The organism is Verrucomicrobiia bacterium (assembly GCA_036405135.1).
Classification (GTDB): domain Bacteria; phylum Verrucomicrobiota; class Verrucomicrobiia; order Limisphaerales; family JAEYXS01; genus JAEYXS01.
In genome coordinates, this window is record DASWYF010000031.1 from 1 (window position 1) to 18,925 (window position 18,925).

Annotated in this window: 1 protein-coding gene; it reads right to left on the bottom strand. The window is 56.9% G+C overall.

Annotated elements, in window-relative coordinates:
• Positions 1-18,168, bottom strand: an 18,168-nt coding sequence (locus VGH19_14745; protein HEY1172625.1) for a putative Ig domain-containing protein, incomplete at its 3' end; no start/stop codon positions are given.
• Between the last annotated feature and the right edge of the window lie 757 nt (positions 18,169-18,925).

The following is an 18,925-nucleotide window of genomic DNA, read 5'->3' on the forward strand; positions in this document are numbered from 1 at the left end:
CAGGTTCCCGAACGCGTCGTAGTCATACGTGTCCGTCACCGTGCCATACTGGTCATACAGCTGGCGCACGCTCCCCTTCCCATCATACCCGTAGAAGCTCGGCACCCAGTCATTCCCAGACACCTGGTCCATGCTCACCAACTGATGTCCCCACACATACACCCGCATCACGTCGAGTTGCGCGGTGTTCTGCGAATTCGTCGCCAGTTCTTCGACGACCTGCGCGTAACCGGTCGGGTTCAGGTCATCCACCAGATACCACGTGGCGACGCCGTTCACGGTCTTCTTCACGCGGTTGCCATCACCGTCATACACGATGGTCACCTGGCCATTGCCGCGATCCACCAGCATGTCCTCGGAGTCATACTTGTCATTCACCGGCACAGAGGTGCTGAAGGCGGACCACACGTTCGTAGAGGTGAGCGTGTTGCCGTTATGATCGTAGGTCTCGCCGTTCAGGCGGTCGTTCGCATCATAGGTGAAGGCCTGCAATGGCAACTGCGGCAGGTTGGAATTGCGGGAGAGGCGGTTACCGGTGGCATCGTATCCATAATCCACGGTGCCAGCACTCGGCCAGCCAGGCACATTCACCGTCTCATTCGTGAGACGATACGTGGCGTCGTAACCATAGGTGACCGTGCGGCCCGAAAGTTCCTGCACACTCTGGCGATGGCCAGAAGGCAGGAGTGTGTAAGCGTAGCTGGAAACATTCGTCAGCACCGTACTGGCAGTCAGATTCGTCAGGCGATCCAACGGATCGTACTGATGATAGTGGTTGATGCCGTTCGGATAGGTGAATCCCTGGAGATTGCCGACTGGATCAAACGTGTAGGTGGTTCGGCCCGTGTGCTGATCCACCACCGCGTTCATGCGGTTCAGCAAGTCGTATTCATACTCCACATCCACGCCGTTCACGCGGGCGGACTGCATCGTGCGCAGATTGCCGTTCAGATCGTAGGTGTAGTTCAGCGTGCCGTGCGGAGCCGCTTTTTGCAGCAGACGGTCACGCAGATCGTAACCATACGTGGTGGTGCCGAGGGCATCCGTCATGCTCTGGCGCGCACCCGTGACAGTGTAGCCATACTGCACCGGCGCCTGACCGAACACGGCATCCGGGATCTTGGAAGTCAGGCGGTTCAACGCATCGTAGACGTACGTCGTGGTCCGGCCATTAAAGTCCGTGCGGTTCGTCAGGTTGCCATTGAGATCGTAGCGGTAGATCTCCTCCTTGTTATCCGGCAGGATGCGCTTGGTGCGACGGCCCATCGAATCATACTCATAACGCGTGATGCGATTGCTCGCATCGATCTGCGCTGTCATCTGGCCCTTGGCATCAAACTCGTAACGGGTCACCTGGCCCAAGGAGTTCGTCACAGAAGTCATGCGGCCCAGGCTGTCGTAGCCGAACCAGGTGGACTTGCCGGATTGATCCGTCACTGCCGTGCGACGGCCCAGATCATCATAGAAGGTATGCGCCTCCGTCAGGTCAGGGCGTATCGCACTGACCGGACGTCCCAAGGTATCGTAAACGAAGTAGTTCGTGCGGTTGTTCGCATCCACAGAAGCCACCACGCGGCCCATGGGGTCATAGGCGAAGTAGCTCGTCTCGCTCAGAGCATTCGTGACAGCCACCACACGACCCGCTTCATCATAGCCGAAATGAGTGCTGCGGCCCAAGGCATCCGTCTCCACGATAGCCAGACCACGGGTATCGTACGTAGTGGTGAAATTGGCGCCATCAGCATAGGTGACACCCGTGCGGCGGCCCATGGCATCATAGGTGAAGGTGGTGGTGCGGTTCGCCGCATCCGTCATCGTCACCATCTGATCCAGCACATCGTAACCGAATTGCGTGACTTGGTTCAGCGCATTGGTAATGGCGACAAGGCGGCCCTTCGTGTCATAAGCAAACCATGTGGCATTGCCGTTTGGATCGATTTGGACGGTCTTCTGGCCACGAGCGTTGTAAACCCATGAAACGCTCCCGCCATCCGGATACACGACGTTGGTCCGACGACCGAGGGAATCATAGCCATACGTCAGCGTGAAGTTCGCCGGGTCCGTCTGCGAGATGAGCTGGCCCTTGGAGTCGTACGCAAAACGCGTCACCTGGCCTAGGCTGTTCGTGCGAGCCACCGTCCGGCCCAAGGCATCGTAACCGAGGTAAGAATTATTCCCCGCCTCATCCTTCACGGCCACCACACGGCCCAAGGCATCGTATGTCGAGACGATGGATTTGCCATCCGGGCGGAACACATGCGTCTGACGGCCCAAGAGGTCATAGGCATAGCCCGTCACAGCACCATCCGCCGCCGTCTGCGTGAGGACTTGCCCTTCGCTATCATAAGTGAAGGAAGTCGTGGCACCCGTTGGCCCAGTGACCAGAACCATGCGGCCCAGCTTGTCATAGGCATAATGCGTCTCATTGCCGGCACGATCGATCTTCGTCATCAACCTGCCGCAATCGGAATACACATCCTGTTCATTGCTGCCATCGGGATGATTGGTGCGGATCTTCCGGCCACCGTTGTCATAGATGTAACGCGTCACCTCATTGTTGGCATTTGTGACGCTGATCAGCCTGCTGCCCGCATCATAACCATACTGCGTGACATATCCTTGCGGATCGACCTTCATGATTAGTCGATCGCGCAGATCATAGGTGTAGAACGTCGTGGCACCGGCCTGATCGGTTTCCGATATTTTCTGGCCGGTAGCGTCATAAGCTGACGCCGCGAATGTGCCATCCGGGAAGATCACCTTCGTGCGGCGGTTCATGATGTCGTACTCGAACCGCGTGATATCGTTGTTCGGCGCGACCTCAGTGATCACATTTCCCGCCTCGTCATACTCATATCTGCGCACTTCCCCGAGCGCATTGGTGATCGCGATCAAGCGTCCGAGAAGGTCATAGCCGCGGTAGGTCTTGTTCCCGAGCTGGTCCGTCTCGCTCATCAACACCCGTCCATCATACGTATAGGAGCTGGTGCTGCCGTCCGGATGCATGCTGTTGGTGTGACGATTCAGGAAATCGTATTCGAACGCCTTGGTTCGTCCGAGCCGGTCCACTTGTGCCACCACCGCACGATGTTCGTTATAGGTGTAAGTGGTCGTATTGCCGTAAGTGTCCGTATCGGTGATCCGGTTTCCGGCACCATCGTAGGTGTAGGTGTTCGTGGCTCCGTGACGGTCGATCTCCATGATCAATTCACCGCCCAAGTTGTAGAACGCCTGGATATGGCAGCCATCCGGGAATGTGGTGCGCGTCAGCTTACCACGCGGATCATACTCGTAACAGGTCTGGCGACCCAACTCATCCGTGGCACAAGCGACACGGCCTTCCGCATCATAGGTGTAGCTGATGCTGGTGCCATCCGGATTGATCTGCTCGGCCAGACGTCCCATCGTGTTGAACTTGCGCTGGGTCGGGCGACCTTTCTTGTCTGTATGAATCTCCTCATCCGGCAGATAAGCGATCTGCTCGGAAACTTCCCCTTGAGGATCTGGGAACAGAGTGGTGACAGGACGACCTGCCGCATCGTAGTAAAGCCTGACGCGAACCGGCTGGGTGCTGCCGCTGGACAAGGCGAAGCGGCCCATTTTACCAGTGGAAACAGCCTTGTTTTTGACACCGAACGACAGCAACTGCAACTGCTGCGGTGCTGTCCGATACGATGTCATGGAGAGCATTTTCCCATTGGCATCGATTTCATAATTTATCTCATAGCCGAGCGAATTCACTTCATTGGTAAGATTGCCGAAACCGTCATAACGGAAGGTAGAAAGACCCCCTTTAGGATCGGTCATGGTCACCACCTTACCCTTCGAGTCATAGGTGAACAGCGTTAGTTTTCCTGCGGTATCGCTGGAGGACAACATGTTGCCCTTGCTGTCATACGTGTTGGTAACGGTGCCGGAAGAGTCCTTCATTGTGAGCACTTTTCCGTAAGCGTTATAAGTGAAGTGCGTGGCCACGCATCCGCATGCTTCATTGGTCACCGCGATGCGATTATCCAAAGCATCATAGGCATAGGTCATGCGACGTCCCAAGGGATCCGTCTTGGACAGGAGATTGTCATTGAGGTCATAGGTCGAGACCGTCTCTGCACCTATTGCATCGATAAAGCGCGTGATGTTACCACGTTCGTCATACTCCTTCATGGTCACATGACCGAGGCGGTTGGTCGTGTAATCTCTGCGATTCACGAGGTCATGATTGTGTCCTATGGAGAATCCGTCTGCATCCGTTTGAACAATCAGGCGTCCCGCCGCATCGTAATCATTTGATGAGCTCTGAACACCGCGTTTATCTGTCACCGTGAGCAGATTATGCTTCCCATCATACGTGAACGAGTTCGTCTCCCCTGCCCGGTCGATGAACGTCATCAGATTCCCGTTCGTATCGTACTGGTAATGCATCTCATTACCGGCGGCATCCACGATGTTCGTTATCATGCCCGCCACATTGCGCTCAAAGATCACGCTCTTGCCCGTGGAATGCAGGATGCCATTCGCTGTGAAAGTCAGCGTGTTATTGTTCGGGTCCGTGATGCTCCGCAGACCATTCGTTTCACTGATGATGTAGGTGTAACCCTCCTTCGTCTTGAACTCGAACAGGTCAGGATTGAAGTAGATATTATCTGCCGCACCCGGAGGCGGATTCAGCAACAGTTCATAACTCAACAGCGGACCAAACCCCGGATTGTCTCCGGCATAAACCACCTGATCGTCCGGATACAACTGGCCGTCAATTTCCACCAACGGCGTCAACGTTCCTTGGGTGCCTTGGAACGGCAGGAACTTGATCTTCGGATAGATCAACGGCAGGCCGAATTGTCCCGAAGGACTCGGCACGGCACCGAATTTGTAGACATTACCATCTGGGAACGTGACCGTGACTACGCGAGATTTGGTGGTTCTGATGCCATACACAGGGAACAACCCCGGCTCCACCGTCTGTTCCCAGTTGATGCCCAGGTGACGGTTCTTTTGCAGGCGGATGTTGTTGATGTCCATCGTCCAGCCCACGCCGAAGTCACCCGTCTCCTTGTTACGACTGTCGTAACTGCGCGTGATGGTGATCGGGATGCCCGCCACCGGAATCGTCAGATCGTTGAACGAAAACGCGAAGTTACCGATCTTCATATTCCGGTCGAACACCACCGTGATCGGTTCCGTTGTTGAGGTGCGGTTCCGCACATCCATGGCGCGCACACGCAATTCATAGATGCCGTTCAATGAGAGCGTCGGGTCCAGCGTACCCAAGGTGCCGTTCACCACAGACACCGTGTTGCTGCTCAGAGTGATCCACGCATTCGCGTTATTCGGCGAAATGGCGCGATATTCCAATACAGAGTAAGCTAGGATGGCGCTGTTGGCGGTGCCGTTCACCACTGTGGGTGCGGTGACTTCAGTGGCATCCGCCGGAGAGGTGATCTCAACCACGGGAGGTCCGTTATCCACATACACATAAGCATGAGCGACCGCTGAAGTGCTTACCAAGCCGTCATCATCTGTAGCCACCGCAGTGAATGCATAAGCACCTTCCCCGAGGCCGTTCAACGTCACCGAGTAAGGCGCGTTCGTGAACACACCGAGGCTGGTGTTGCCCTGGAACAATTCCACTTGAGCCACCGCACCATCAATGTCAGTGGCAGTGGCGGTCACGGTGATATTGGCCGCTCCGCCGGATGAAACCGCCACCAGCATGGGATCAGCCGGACTGCTCAATGACACCACCGGTGCCACGCGCGGATCGGCCAGCACCTTGATCGTCACCGTATCATAGTCCAAGTATTCCCCATCGTAGGCAGTGAGCTCGAATTCATAGACACCCGGCTGCGTGAACTGCACCGTGGTGACCGGCGCGTTTGTATCACCGATGACCACCGGTGCCGGACCGGAGACATAAGTCCAGTCCGTGTCCAATGTGCCGCCCACCGGACGACCGTCATCATAAACGGCGCCATTCAACGTCGCAATATGGGGCAGGTAATGAGTGCGGTTTGCCCCGGCAAAGACGAATGGCGCGTCGTTGCGCGGTGTCTGGCATTTGCCTACGCTACCTGCAGCGTGCAAGGTCCCGATCTCGGAAACACTCAACTCGCGATTGTAGAGGGACACTTCATCCAGCGCGCCCCAGAACGGACGGCCTTGATCCAAATGACCTCCCAGGTAGAAATCTCCCGTCGTCTTGACCTTGAAGGAGCCGCGGTTCTGGGAGAACCGCTCCGCGCCGTTCACATACATGTGGGCCATGCCGCTGGCGCTGTTGTAAGTCAGCACCACATGCTGCCATGTGTTGGCAGAGAGCGGTCCGCCTGCCGTCATGGCATGATTCACTCCGTTCGTCTGCATGAGATGCCAGGTAAAGCTGCTGTAGTGATACAGCATCGTGCCATCCCGCCAGCCCATCACCATGCGCGGCTCCCAAGAATTATAAGCCGTTGTCCCTGGATTGAACCAGAACTCCACGCTGAACGCATCGTTAGTGCCGATGTTCACACCCGCCGAAGCCGGGATGCGCACATAGTCATTCGCGCCATCGAAGGAAAACGCGCTCGCCACCTTGCCCGTCGTGTAGCTGGCACCGTTCGCGAGGATGCCATCCATGCCTTCCGTGATGTCGCGTGCATGCTTGTTCGCCGGCCACCAGCCCACGAGTCCGCTCAGTTCACCCACCACACAATTCGTATTCACGCGCACCTCCACCTGATCAGTCGTGCGTCGTTCACCATCCGTCGCCGTCAACTCCAGCAGGTAAAGTCCGTTCGTGCTGAAGGTCGCCGTGCTGGTCAGCGCATACGGTGTTCCAAACGCGACTTGCCCAGGACCAGAAACCATGCGCCACACCGAGGTGACATTGATACCCGATGGCAAACCATCATCGCTCACCTGTCCCATCAAGGTCGTTGTGTTCAATCCATCTGTGAATGCGAAGTCCGCTCCCGCGAACACCACCGGTGCTGCATTACCATTCTCCGGACACTTGCCCGCCGCACCTGCCATATATAGATTCCTGACTTCATCTTCATTCAAAGCCCGGCCATGGATGGCGAATTCGTCAAGCTGCGTCAGAGAATGATTGCTCTGCGATGGCGGCGTCCCCAGATAGAGCTGTCCTCCAGTACGCAAAGTGATATTTCCGATGACCTGTTGCCTGATAAGATTGCCGTCGATGAATATCTGGTAAATCCCAGTTGAACGATCATAGGTGGTGGCGATATGACGCCAAACACCCGCCTGCATCTGGTTGCCACCCTCCACCAACACTGAAGTATTGGTGATTGTGGTCAATGCAATGCGGACGCCCGTATACGTCCATAAGGCGCACCCATCGCCTCCCGGTCCGGTCCAGAGCACAGACGGACGCGCTTCCCACCAATTCCCGGATACTGCGGCAGGCTTGATCCAGAACTCCATCGTATATTGGTCCATCTGTCCGATGTCGATGGCCGGATTTGCCTCGATCCGCACATGGGACGAAGGACTCATCGTAGACAGCGAGCCGCCTACCATGCCATTCGTCAGCATCGCCCCGCTGTAATAGGCGGCCTCCAGACCTTGCACCACATCACGGTTGCTGTCATTGAAAGGCCACCACGCTTTCAAGTCTTCCGCTGGGCACGTGAGACATTCTGCGCCCACACGCACCTGCACCAAATCCTTGTTCTCCACCAGACCATCGTTGGCGGCGAGTTGCAGCACATACAGACCTGGTTGATCAAAAGTTACCGCCGTCACCTCTTCATTGGACGCAGCGAATATTGCGTTGCCCGGTCCGCCCACCTTTGTCCACTGCTTGATCAGATACCCTTCAGGCATCGTGTCATCCTTGGCTGAACCTTGCAGCAAGGCAGGTGCATTGGTCGATCCCAAGACGAGATCCTGTCCCGCATTGACCACCGGCGGCAGATTGATTCCCGGATGTGCTTCACCGCGAGAACCTGCATTGAAGATATTGTAGACCTCTTCACCTGACAGCTCGCGCCGGTAGAGACTGATCTCATCCATCACACCATTGAAAGGCGACCCGCCAGACCGCGTGCCGCCCAGGAACAAATCTCTTCCCGTCTGCACCCGGAAACTTCCGATCTGAGTGCTGCTGACCATTACACCGTTATTGTAAACCCGCCCTATGCCCGTGTTCCGATTATAGGTGATCGCGATATGAACGAACTGACCCGTCGGGATACTCGGCCCCGGGAGCGAGCGCGATACTCCATTCGCATCATACAGGAAGACCTGCAGTTCCCTGCTGAAGCGGATGCCGATCTGTGCGCCTATGGAGCTGAAAGAACTCCAATGCAACAGCGCCGGACTGAAATTACTGGGAATGGAATAAGCATTGAGCCAGAACTCGATCGTGAAGGCATCTGCATCTCCTATGTCATGGCTGGGATGTGCGAACACCTTCGCGAAGTCATTCACACCATCGAAGTAAAAGCCCTGCCCTACTTTGCCCGTTTGGTAACTCGCACCATTCGCCAGATAGGCCACGTTGCCAGCCAGAATATCTATGTTGTTGCCATCAGCCGGCCATAACACCGCGAGTGCATTTGTGCTCGTGTTTTCAGCAATCGTTTCCACCCGCACCTCGACGACATCTGAATACACCACTGATGAGTCATCGGCCGTCAGCTTCAGCAGATAGATGCCCGGCGCGGTGAAACTCACCGATGTGACCGGCGCGTTTGAATTCGCGAAGGTTGCTGTGCCCGGCCCGGAGAGCTTGCTCCAAGCAGACAGGATCGTGGACGCCTCCGGCAGCCCATCATCCTCCACGTAGCCGTTTAACACCAACGAACTCGCTCCCGCCAGCACCCGGTCAGGACCGGCATCCACGACCGGCCCGCGGTTTCCATCCTTCGGACACTTGCCCGTGGCACCCGCTGCAAAGATCGCATAGATCTCCTGCTCCGTCAGCGCGCGACGGTACAGCGCCACTTCGTCCAGCAACCCCTTGTAACGTGCCTGCCCTGCTCCCGGATATCCGCCCATATAGAAATCATACGAAGTCTGCGGCTCGAAGATGCCAAGGTTTAAGGTATTGTTCAGCACCCCGTTCAAAAAGACCGCCGCTAAGCCGGTCGTCTTGTCGTACGTCAATGCCACATGATGCCACACTCCTGCCGACCAGCCACTCAGACTGATCTTGTGACTTACATTGTTCGTGTCGTAGATGTAGCAGTCCAGATAGGCCAGACTCGGCTGGAACTGATCGATCAAAACACCCGGCTGCGTTCCATTATGCCATGCCAAGATCGGCACCCGGCGCAAGTCATCTGACTTCGCCCAGAACTCCACCGTGAACCCGTCAGCCTTGCCCACATCCAGGCTCGGGCTGTTCACCGCACGAGTATGCGCCACTGTGCCGTCAAATTTGAATGCCGCCCCGACTCTTCCTTGATCGAAAAAATTGATCGTCGGCAGCACCAGCTGGTTGCCGTTGATGTGATCAGCCCCGTCACCATTGCCCTGCCACCACGCGGCGATGCCATCCGGCTCCTCGATTGTACACAATGTTCCCACCCGCACCTCGATCTTCCGTTTCTGCTGATACTCACCGTCATCCGCCACCAGTTCGAGGATGTAGATGCCGTTCGTCGTGAACGTCGCCTGCGTCACCGCGTTCGAGACATCCGCGAACAGTGTCGTGCCCGGACCGAATGCCTGTCTCCACCACACGCGCAACGGCGTCGTGAGCGGTAGCCCGTCATCACGCACCTGGCCTGTCAGTTGCAACACATCATTGGTTGAACGCAGGAACCGGTTCTCGCCTGCATCCACCCAGGGTGAACGGTTATACGGCGTCAGCGTGACCGTCACATCATCGGTCTGCACATCACCGAAATTATCCGCCGTCAACCGCAGCACATACACACCGTTCGTGCTGAACGTGGTCTTCGGCTGGATGACATTCAGATTGTCAAACGTCACTGTGCCCGGCCCTGAGATGACCGACCAGCTTACAGAAGGATTGATCGCATTTGTATGTGGCGAACGGCCGATTGCCCCCTTCATCAACACCGGGTCCGGCCACAGCGCATGGATGTCCGCACCGGCGCTCGCCGCCCAAGCCTGCACCGCTGGTGTGTAAACATAACCCGCCGTTCCCACTGTCAGATCATACAGGACCGGTCCTTCACCCGAGCTCGCCGGGATGAACTCCGCCTCCACCTTCAGGTAACGGCTCCGCACCGTCGGTGCCGCCCCTTCAAATTCTACCGGCTCCGCGGCTCCGTACGAAACACCGTTATGGCTGCTCGCCACGCGTACGACGATCTTGCCATCGTTATAGATCAGGCCGTTCCAAGTCACCGGGCCCCACGCCGCATTCGTCAGTGCCGAGTCGAATACCGCCGTCCAGCTGCCTCGTTGCGTGCTCATCGTCTGGGAGCCGCCAGAGAAGTGCGAGTAAGCCCAGGTTGAGGAACCCAAATAGGTGGTCGTCAACTCCAACTCGCCCACCGGAGTTTCTCCATCCGCACCGAGTGGTCCGCCCATAGGGTTGATCCGCTGCAACACACCCGTGCTGGAGCTTACCCACAGCCGTCCTTTCCGATCGAAAGCCACCGCCGTCGGTCCATGGTTCGCCACTTCCACCGTGCCCACCAGTCGGCCATCCTTCTTCAAGTGGCCAACCGTATTGCCGCAATGCGAGTGCGCCACCCATACATCACCGGACACCGGATCGATCGCCATACCCTGCCCCCAGCCGCCGCCATGATAATAGCTGCCGATCTCTTCTCCCGACGGCGAAAACTTTCTGACATAAGAGGACGGCTCATACGTCACCCAGATGTTTCCGTCCGGGTCCTGCGCCACATTCCACGAACCGTCCGGCTGGATGTTCCACTGCGCTGGATTCACACTCGTGATCGGCAGACTTGTATCCCACCTCAAGAAGCGTCCTGCAGAGTACAGTATCCCGTTCTTGTCCGTGAAACCGCCGTAGCCGCCACGGCCGATGCTCGTCTCCGTGCGGATGATCTGGCCCGTCTGCGCATTGATCAGGTCGAAGACATTCAATGAATTGCCGCCCGCCCAAATATTTCCATCCGGGTTCATCGAAAGATGCCGGATCGTCCGTCCATTCACCTTCACGTAGAAGACGATCAATTCATCCAATGCCCCATTCACTGTCGTACCGGTCCACGCCCGCACATCCCCGCTACCCAAGGACGTATCCAGCACGCCGTTGTTGTTGCGGTCCACCCAGCGTCCGCTCTCCGGCGTCGCGATCATCGCCACGCTGTTATCCTCCTGGTTCGCCACCCACAGGTTGCCTTGGCGGTCCACCCACGTGCGCGAGGGCGATACCCGCGCCACACTCGTCGGCGCGGTGCGATACTCGCCCAATACGCGCCCCGTCTCCGCATCCACGCGTACCACCGTATCCTTGCTCAAAGGCACCCATACATAATTGAACGAAGTCTCATCCACCACCGGCTTCAGTTCACCCGCCACCGTCTGGCTCAAATTCGTCAATGTGCCGGAACTGAAATCCGCGCTGCTCGTCCATGTCTTGCCACGTGCGAACGGCGTGACATAGAACATCACGCTCGTCACCGCTGAAGTCGATACCCCGTCCGAGATCTGATACTCAAAACGGTCCCAACCGAACGTGTTCGTATTGGCCGTATAAGTCAGGTTCGTATTCGCACCGCTCAACGTCCCCAGGAACGGCGGATTCACCATGATGAGTGATACCGCATCACCATCCACATCGTAAGCCAGAAGCCCCACATGCACTGACTGCCCTTCCATCACCAGATTCGTCCGGCTGAAAGTCATCGGCACGTCATTCACCGGCGTCACATTGATAGTGACGGTCGCCGGTTCAGATTCATCCTGTCCGTCAAAAGCGCGGAACACAAAATGGGTCTGTCCCGAGAAGTTTGTCACCGGCGTGAACACATAGTTGGTGACATTGTTCTGCAACGTCCCGAAGTAGGGCCCTTCTGTGATGTTCAATGTCAGAGGATCGTTGTCCTCATCTGTCGCCAGCAAGGTGAATGTCACCGAACCGTCCTCCAGCAGCGTAAGCGTTTGCGGCATCGCGACCGGCTTCACATTACTGTTCAGCACGAACACAGTGAACGTCTGCGTCGCACTCATGCTCGGCGTCCCATCGTCTGCCACCACCACGTTCACCACATTTGTGCTCGGCCCCTGCGTCAACGTCGGCACCCAGGAGATGATGCCATTGGTCGCATTGATGTTCATTCCTGCCGGAGCATTCATTCCTAGGCTGAACGTCAGCACATTTACCGGGAAATCCCCATCCGTCGCCACATTCGTCACCGATAGCAACTGCCCCTCGATCACCGTATGATTCGTTATCGCCGCCAGCATCGGCGCACTATTTGTCTCCAGCACAGTCACCGTCAGGAACACGCTGTTGCTTAATGGCGGCACGCCATCATCTGTCACCACCACTTCGATCACATTCGTACTCGGCCCCTGCAGCTCGCTCGGCGTCCAAGTGATAAGCCCCGTGTTCGCATCGATGCTCACCCCGGCAGGAACACCCGAACCCAGCGAATAGACCAGTGTATTCACCGGCATATCCGCATCCGTCGCGCTGTTCGTCACGCTCAGAAGGTGGCCTTCGAAGATTGTCTGCTCGATCGGCATCGCCAGCACTGGCGCACTATTCACCTCCAGCACCACCACCGTGAAGCTCTGCGTCGCGCTCAGGCTCGGCGTACCATTATCCGTCACGATCACGCTCAAGACATTCGTGCTCGGCCCTTGCGCTTCCGTCGGTGTCCAGGTGATCACACCGCTGTTCGCATCGATCGCCACACCGCTCGGCGCACCCGCACCTAAGCTGAACAGCAACGCATTCGCTGGCAGATCGGCATCCGTCGCCGATGCATTCACCGTCAAGAGCTGCCCTTCCGCCACCGTCTGGTTCGCGATCAACGCCAGCACCGGTACCGCATTCGTTTCCAGCACCGTCACGATAAAGGTGTTCGTATCGCGCCGGATCGGCGTGCCGTTATCCGCCACGATGACTCGGATCAGATTCGTGCTCGGTCCCTGCGCCTCGCTCGGCGTCCACGTCACGACACCATTTGTCGCATTGATTGTCATTCCCGCCGGAGTGTTCGTTCCCAAGCTGAACGTCAACGTGTTCGCCGGGATGTCCGCATCACTCGCCACATTGGTTATCGAGAGCAATTGCCCTTCGTAAATCGTCTGGTTCGGCACATCGACCAGCACCGGCGCACTGTTTACCTCTTGCACCGTCACCGTGAATGTCCGCGTATGGCTCAATGCCGGAACACCATTATCCGTCACCCGCACCGTGATGCTGTTCGTGCTCGGCCCCTGCTCTTCAGTAGGTATCCATGTGATCGCACCCGTGACCGGATGAATGACCATCCCGCTCGGCACCATACCGACAAAGTCATAGCTTAAACTGTTCGTCGGAACATCTGCGTCCGTGGCAGTGACTGCGACATTAAGTGTTTGCCCTTCCAACACCGTCCGGTTCGTGATCACCGCCAGCACCGGCGCTGTATTCATCTCCAGCACCGTCACCGTGAAGAACACATTCGTGCCCAACGCCGGCACGCCATCATCCACCACCATCACTTGCACCAAATTCGTCGTGCCACCCTGGGATTCCGAGGGCGTCCAGGAGATCACACCACTGGTCGCATTGATCACCATCCCCGCAGGAGCATTCGTTCCCAAGGTGAACGTGAACCCGTTCATCGGCACATCCGCATCCGTCACCAGATTAGTGAATGTCCAGAGCGTGCCCTCATTGATCGTCTGGTTGACCGGAGCCACCATCACCGGCGCGCTGTTCGTCTCCAGCACCACCACCGTGAAACTCTGCGTCGCGCTCAAACTCGGCACACCATCATCCGTCACGATCACGCTCACCAGATTCGTCCCCGGCCCCTGCACCTCGGTCGGCGTCCATGTGATGATACCGTTCGTCGCATTGATCGACATTCCCGCCGGAGCATTCGTCCCCAAGCTGTAAACCAGCGCATTCGCAGGCAGATCACTGTCGCTCGCCGAGTTCGTGATCGTCAGCGTGAAGCCTTCGATGACCGTCCGGTCCGCAATCGGCGCAAGCACCGGCGCCTCGTTCGCCTCCAAAATGTTCAGCCAGAAACCGCCCTCAGCCGTCTCCGGCGGATTCCCGTTGTCCGTCACGAAATACTGCACGCGCATCATCACCGTGCCACCATACTCCTCACCCGGCGTCCACGTGATCACCGCGTTCGTAGGATTCATCACCATGCCCGGAGGTGAATTCGTTCCCAACGTATAGGTCAGCACTTGCGCAGGCAGATCCACATCCGTGGCTGTGTTCGTTACCATCAACAACTGCCCTTCATAGATCGTCTGGTCCTGGATGAACCCGAACACCGGACGCTCGTTCAACTCCAGCACCACCACCGTGAAAGTCTGCGTGGCGCTCAAGCTCGGCACTCCATCATCTGTCACGATCACCGTGACGATATTCGTGCCAGGCCCTTCACTTTCGCCCGGTGTGCCAAAAATCATCCCGTTCGTACCATGGATTTGCAGCCACGACGGTGAACCTGCCCCCAGCGTGAAGCTAAGCTTGTTCGTCGGCATGTCCACATCCGTCGCCACCACATTCGTGATGAGCAGGAACTGCATTTCCACCAATACCTGATTCGTGATCGCCGCCAGCATCGGTGCCGTGTTCGCCTCCAGCACGATGATCTGCGTCGCCTTCGTGTCGCTGAAGGCGGGAACGCCATCATCCGTCACCGTCACCAGCACATTGTTCGTGCTCGGCCCTTGCGCCTCCGTCGGCGTCCACGTGATCACACCCGTGGTCGGATTGATGCTCATTCCCGCAGGCGCATCCGCCAGCGTGAACGTGAAATTATTCACCGGCACATCGCTGTCTGTCACGACGTTGTTCGTCACCACCAGCGTCTGCCCTTCCGTCACCACATGATCTGTCACCGTCAGCACCGGGTGCATGTTGCTTTCCAGCACCGTCACCAGGAAATTCATCGCGGCGCTCAAGTTCGGCGAACCGTTATCCGTCACGATGACCGTCACCACATTCGTCGTCCCGCCATCCAGTTCGCCCGGCAACATCGTGATGAAACCGTTCGTCGCATTGATGCTCATCCACGTCGGCGCATTCGTCCCTAAGCTGAACGTCAAGCTGTCGCCATCCACATCCGTCGCCACTGCCACGTTCTGCACCCATTGAAACTCATACACCACCGAGTTCGTCATCGCTCCGAACACCGGCGCATGATTCGTCGCCAGCACTGTCACAAGGAAAGTCCCGCTGTCACTCATCGGCGGCACGCCATCGTCCGTCACTATTACCGAGATGAGATTCGTCGAAGGCGCTTGCGTCGATGTCGGAGCCCACGTCACCACACCATTCGACGGATTGATCACCATTCCCGCCGGAGCATTCGAGCCCAAGCTGAACGTCAAACCGTTCGCTGGCACATCCGCATCCGTCGCACTATTTGTCAGCACCAGCAACATTCCTTCGATCACCACCTGATTCGTCGCCACCGTTATGACCGGCGCCGTGTTCTCCTCTTGCACGATCACACTGAAAGTCGTCGTCGCGCTCAATGCCGGTGTTCCATTATCCACCACCATCACCGTCACCAGATTTGTGCTGGGCCCTTGTGCTTCCGTCGGCGTCCATGAGATCACACCCGTATTCGCATTGATCGTCATGCCCGACGGCGCATTCGTGGTCAGGCTGTAAGTGAGCGTATTCGCTGGAATATCACTGTCCGTCGCCGTTGCCGCTACCGTCAGCAACTGCGCCTCCACCACCGTCTGCGTTCCGATCGCCGCGAACACCGGTGCCGCATTGGTTTCCTGCACGAACACATAGAACGCATTCGTCCCCACCTTCGCCGGCATGCCATTATCCGTCACCACCACCCACACCGTGCGCACACCCGGCCCGATCGCTTCACCCGGCACCCAGGTGATCAAACCGTTCGTCGCATTGATGCTCAATCCCGGCGATACATTGGTGAAGAGCAAGCTGTAAGTCAGCGTGTTCGCCGGAATATCGCTGTCCGTCGCCACCGTCTGCACCGAAAGAAGTTCCCCCTCAAACATTGTGCGATTCGTCATCGCCGCCACCACCGGAGCAGTGTTCGTCTCCAATACCGTGATCAGAAAACTGTTCGTATCGCTCAGGCTCGGAACCCCGTTGTCCGTCACGATCACCGTCACCAGATTCGTGCTCGGCCCCTGCGCCTCCGTCGGCATCCACGTGATCACACCATTCGTCGCATTGATTGAAATCCCCGTCGCCGTTCCCAAACCCAGACTGTAAATCAGCGCGTCACCATCCGCATCGTTCGCCGCCACAGTCAGCGTCAGCAACTGCTCCTCCACCACCACTTGATTCGAGATGCTCGCCAAGACCGGCGCATTATTCGTCGCCAACACCGTCACCGTAAAAATCTTCGTATCGCTCAAAGACGGCACCCCGTCATCCGTCACCGTCACACTCACCGTATTCGTCGTATTCGCATAACCCGCACCCGCTGTCCAAGTCACTGTTCCGTTCGTCGCATTGATTGCCATTCCCGGCGGCGCATTCGTGCCCAATGAATACGCCAGCACATTTGCTGGCAGATCACTGTCCGCCGCACTGTTCGTCACCGTCAGAAGCTGTCCCACGTAAACCGTCTGATTCGCGATCGCCGCCAATACCGGCGCACTGTTCGTTTCCAACACCGTCACTGTGAATGACCGCGTGCTGCTCAATGCGGGCGTTCCATTATCCGTCACCGTCACGCTCACCGCATTCGTGCTCGGCCCCTGCGCTTCCGTCGGCGTCCACGTGATCACCCCGTTCGCATCCACCACCATGCCTGTCGGTGCACCGCTCAAGCTGTAGCTGAACACCGTCGAATCCACATCCGTCACACTGTTCGTGATGCTCAAGGCCGTCCCCTCGGTAACCGTATGATTCGCCACTACCGCCAGCACCGGCGCATCATTTACCGATGTCACCGTGATGCTCACCGTCGCCGTGCCGGAATCCACCGTCCCGTCATTCACCTTGAACGTGAACGAATCCGACCCGAAATAATTCGTCGCCGGCGTGTAAGTCAGGTTCGGTGCCGTGCCGCTCAGCGTGCCATGACTCGGCCCGCTCACCACCGTGTAAGTCAGCGCGTTGCTCTCCGGATCGCTCCCCGTCAGAGTGATGCTGGTAGCCGTGTCCTCATTTGTCGTCACGCTCAACGCATTCGCAGTCGGCGCTTGATTGCCCGTCCCCGTCATCGTCGCCCACTGCAGCTTGCCGTTGGAATTCACCGTCAACCGGTCCGCCTCCACCGTGCCTGCGATTGTGCATCCAGAATTGATCGTCACCGTGCCGCTTGGCGCGATGACATGCCCGTACATCGTGTACGCGCTGTTAAAATTAAATCCTCCGTTCGAGATCTTGATGATCAACCATTCCGGATGCGCACTCGTTCCCATCGCTCCGTTCGCACTGAACCCGTTCTTCACCCGTATCTCCACCGGCCCGACCACTTGAATGTCCGCGCTACCGTTCAGATTCAGGCTCTGAAAACTATACACCACCGCCGTCGTCCCATTCGTCACGCCCAATCGGAAACCCGTCCCGCTGTTCGCCGTGAACGTATCATAAGTACCCGGCGGCACATAAAAGACTCCGCCACCATTCAAGCCCAGATTCTTCAACGTGCTGAAATCTCCTGCGCTATCACTGGAAGAATTGATATAAACACTCCTCGTGCCCGAAGAACTCGGCGGCGTGCTCACACTCGTCAATGTCCCCGGTGTCGTCCGAACCACCAGATTACCCAATGTCGAACCGCTGTTTAGCGTGATCCAATACCCCGATGGCGAAGCACTCCCTGTATTCGTGATAGTCCCGCCAAATGTCGGCGACCCGTTGATATTCAATCCCGGCGTTCCCGGCACCAGCAAGCCTCCCGTGATCACCGCGCCGCTGTTGAAATTGAGCCCCTCTCCCTGGAACTGCCACACCGATCCCTCGATGCGTCCATTCACTGATGGCGCATACTTCACCTTTGCCGCCAGATTTGTTTGCGCCCTCGCTGATTCCACCCCACCACCCAAAATCATCGTCAGCACAGCCGCCCGTATCAGCGCTCGATTGAAAACCATTCTCCCCAATGTGATCATAACTCTCCTTGCTTTTTTCACCAAGATTTCGCACCAGTCATCAGCTGTCCGCAAAACCTCCTGCCGCACTGCCTCTGCACCAGAGCACACCACGACACGGCTTCTCTGTTCTCAAAAACTTATTTTTCAGGACATTATTGTTTTGTCCTTTGTGCTCCACCTCAGAGCACACCTCACATGAACAGCAATACTCCCTCATCACTCAATCAGTCAAACGATTTGCCTGAGAACAGGCTGTAAATCTGTTATCTACGAGCGACATTTCCCTTCCAAGTGCCTGTCATGGTTCAACTTTCAATCATCTAAAAAATCTTTAAATAAACCCCTTCCTCCCTTTCATTTTGGTCATCTGAATCGAAATCTCCTGGGTTTCCCTCACCCTCGCATCACCCTGCACATACCTCTCTCATCAGCAGGCCCAGAGTCGCTTAGGACGAGTTTTTAAAAAACATCATCGAGCAGATCGGCGTGTGCATGGCTTGTTGAAATTTGCAGCGGAGGAGCCACTTTCCCAATGCCCTTGTGACTCAGTTGGAATGAAAGCCACCATAGATTGCATGCAACTTGTTTTCTACCGATCGGCCACGGAACTCTTAAGACCGTCCTGCCCATATTTCCTGTCCACAACGTCCCCGGTTCGCTCATAAAATGGGACACGGAAAGCCTCCCCCCTTTTTCCCTGCAGAAACTTGAGACTTTACGTACACAAATCCGCTTTCCATCTTGTTCGCCAAGGATT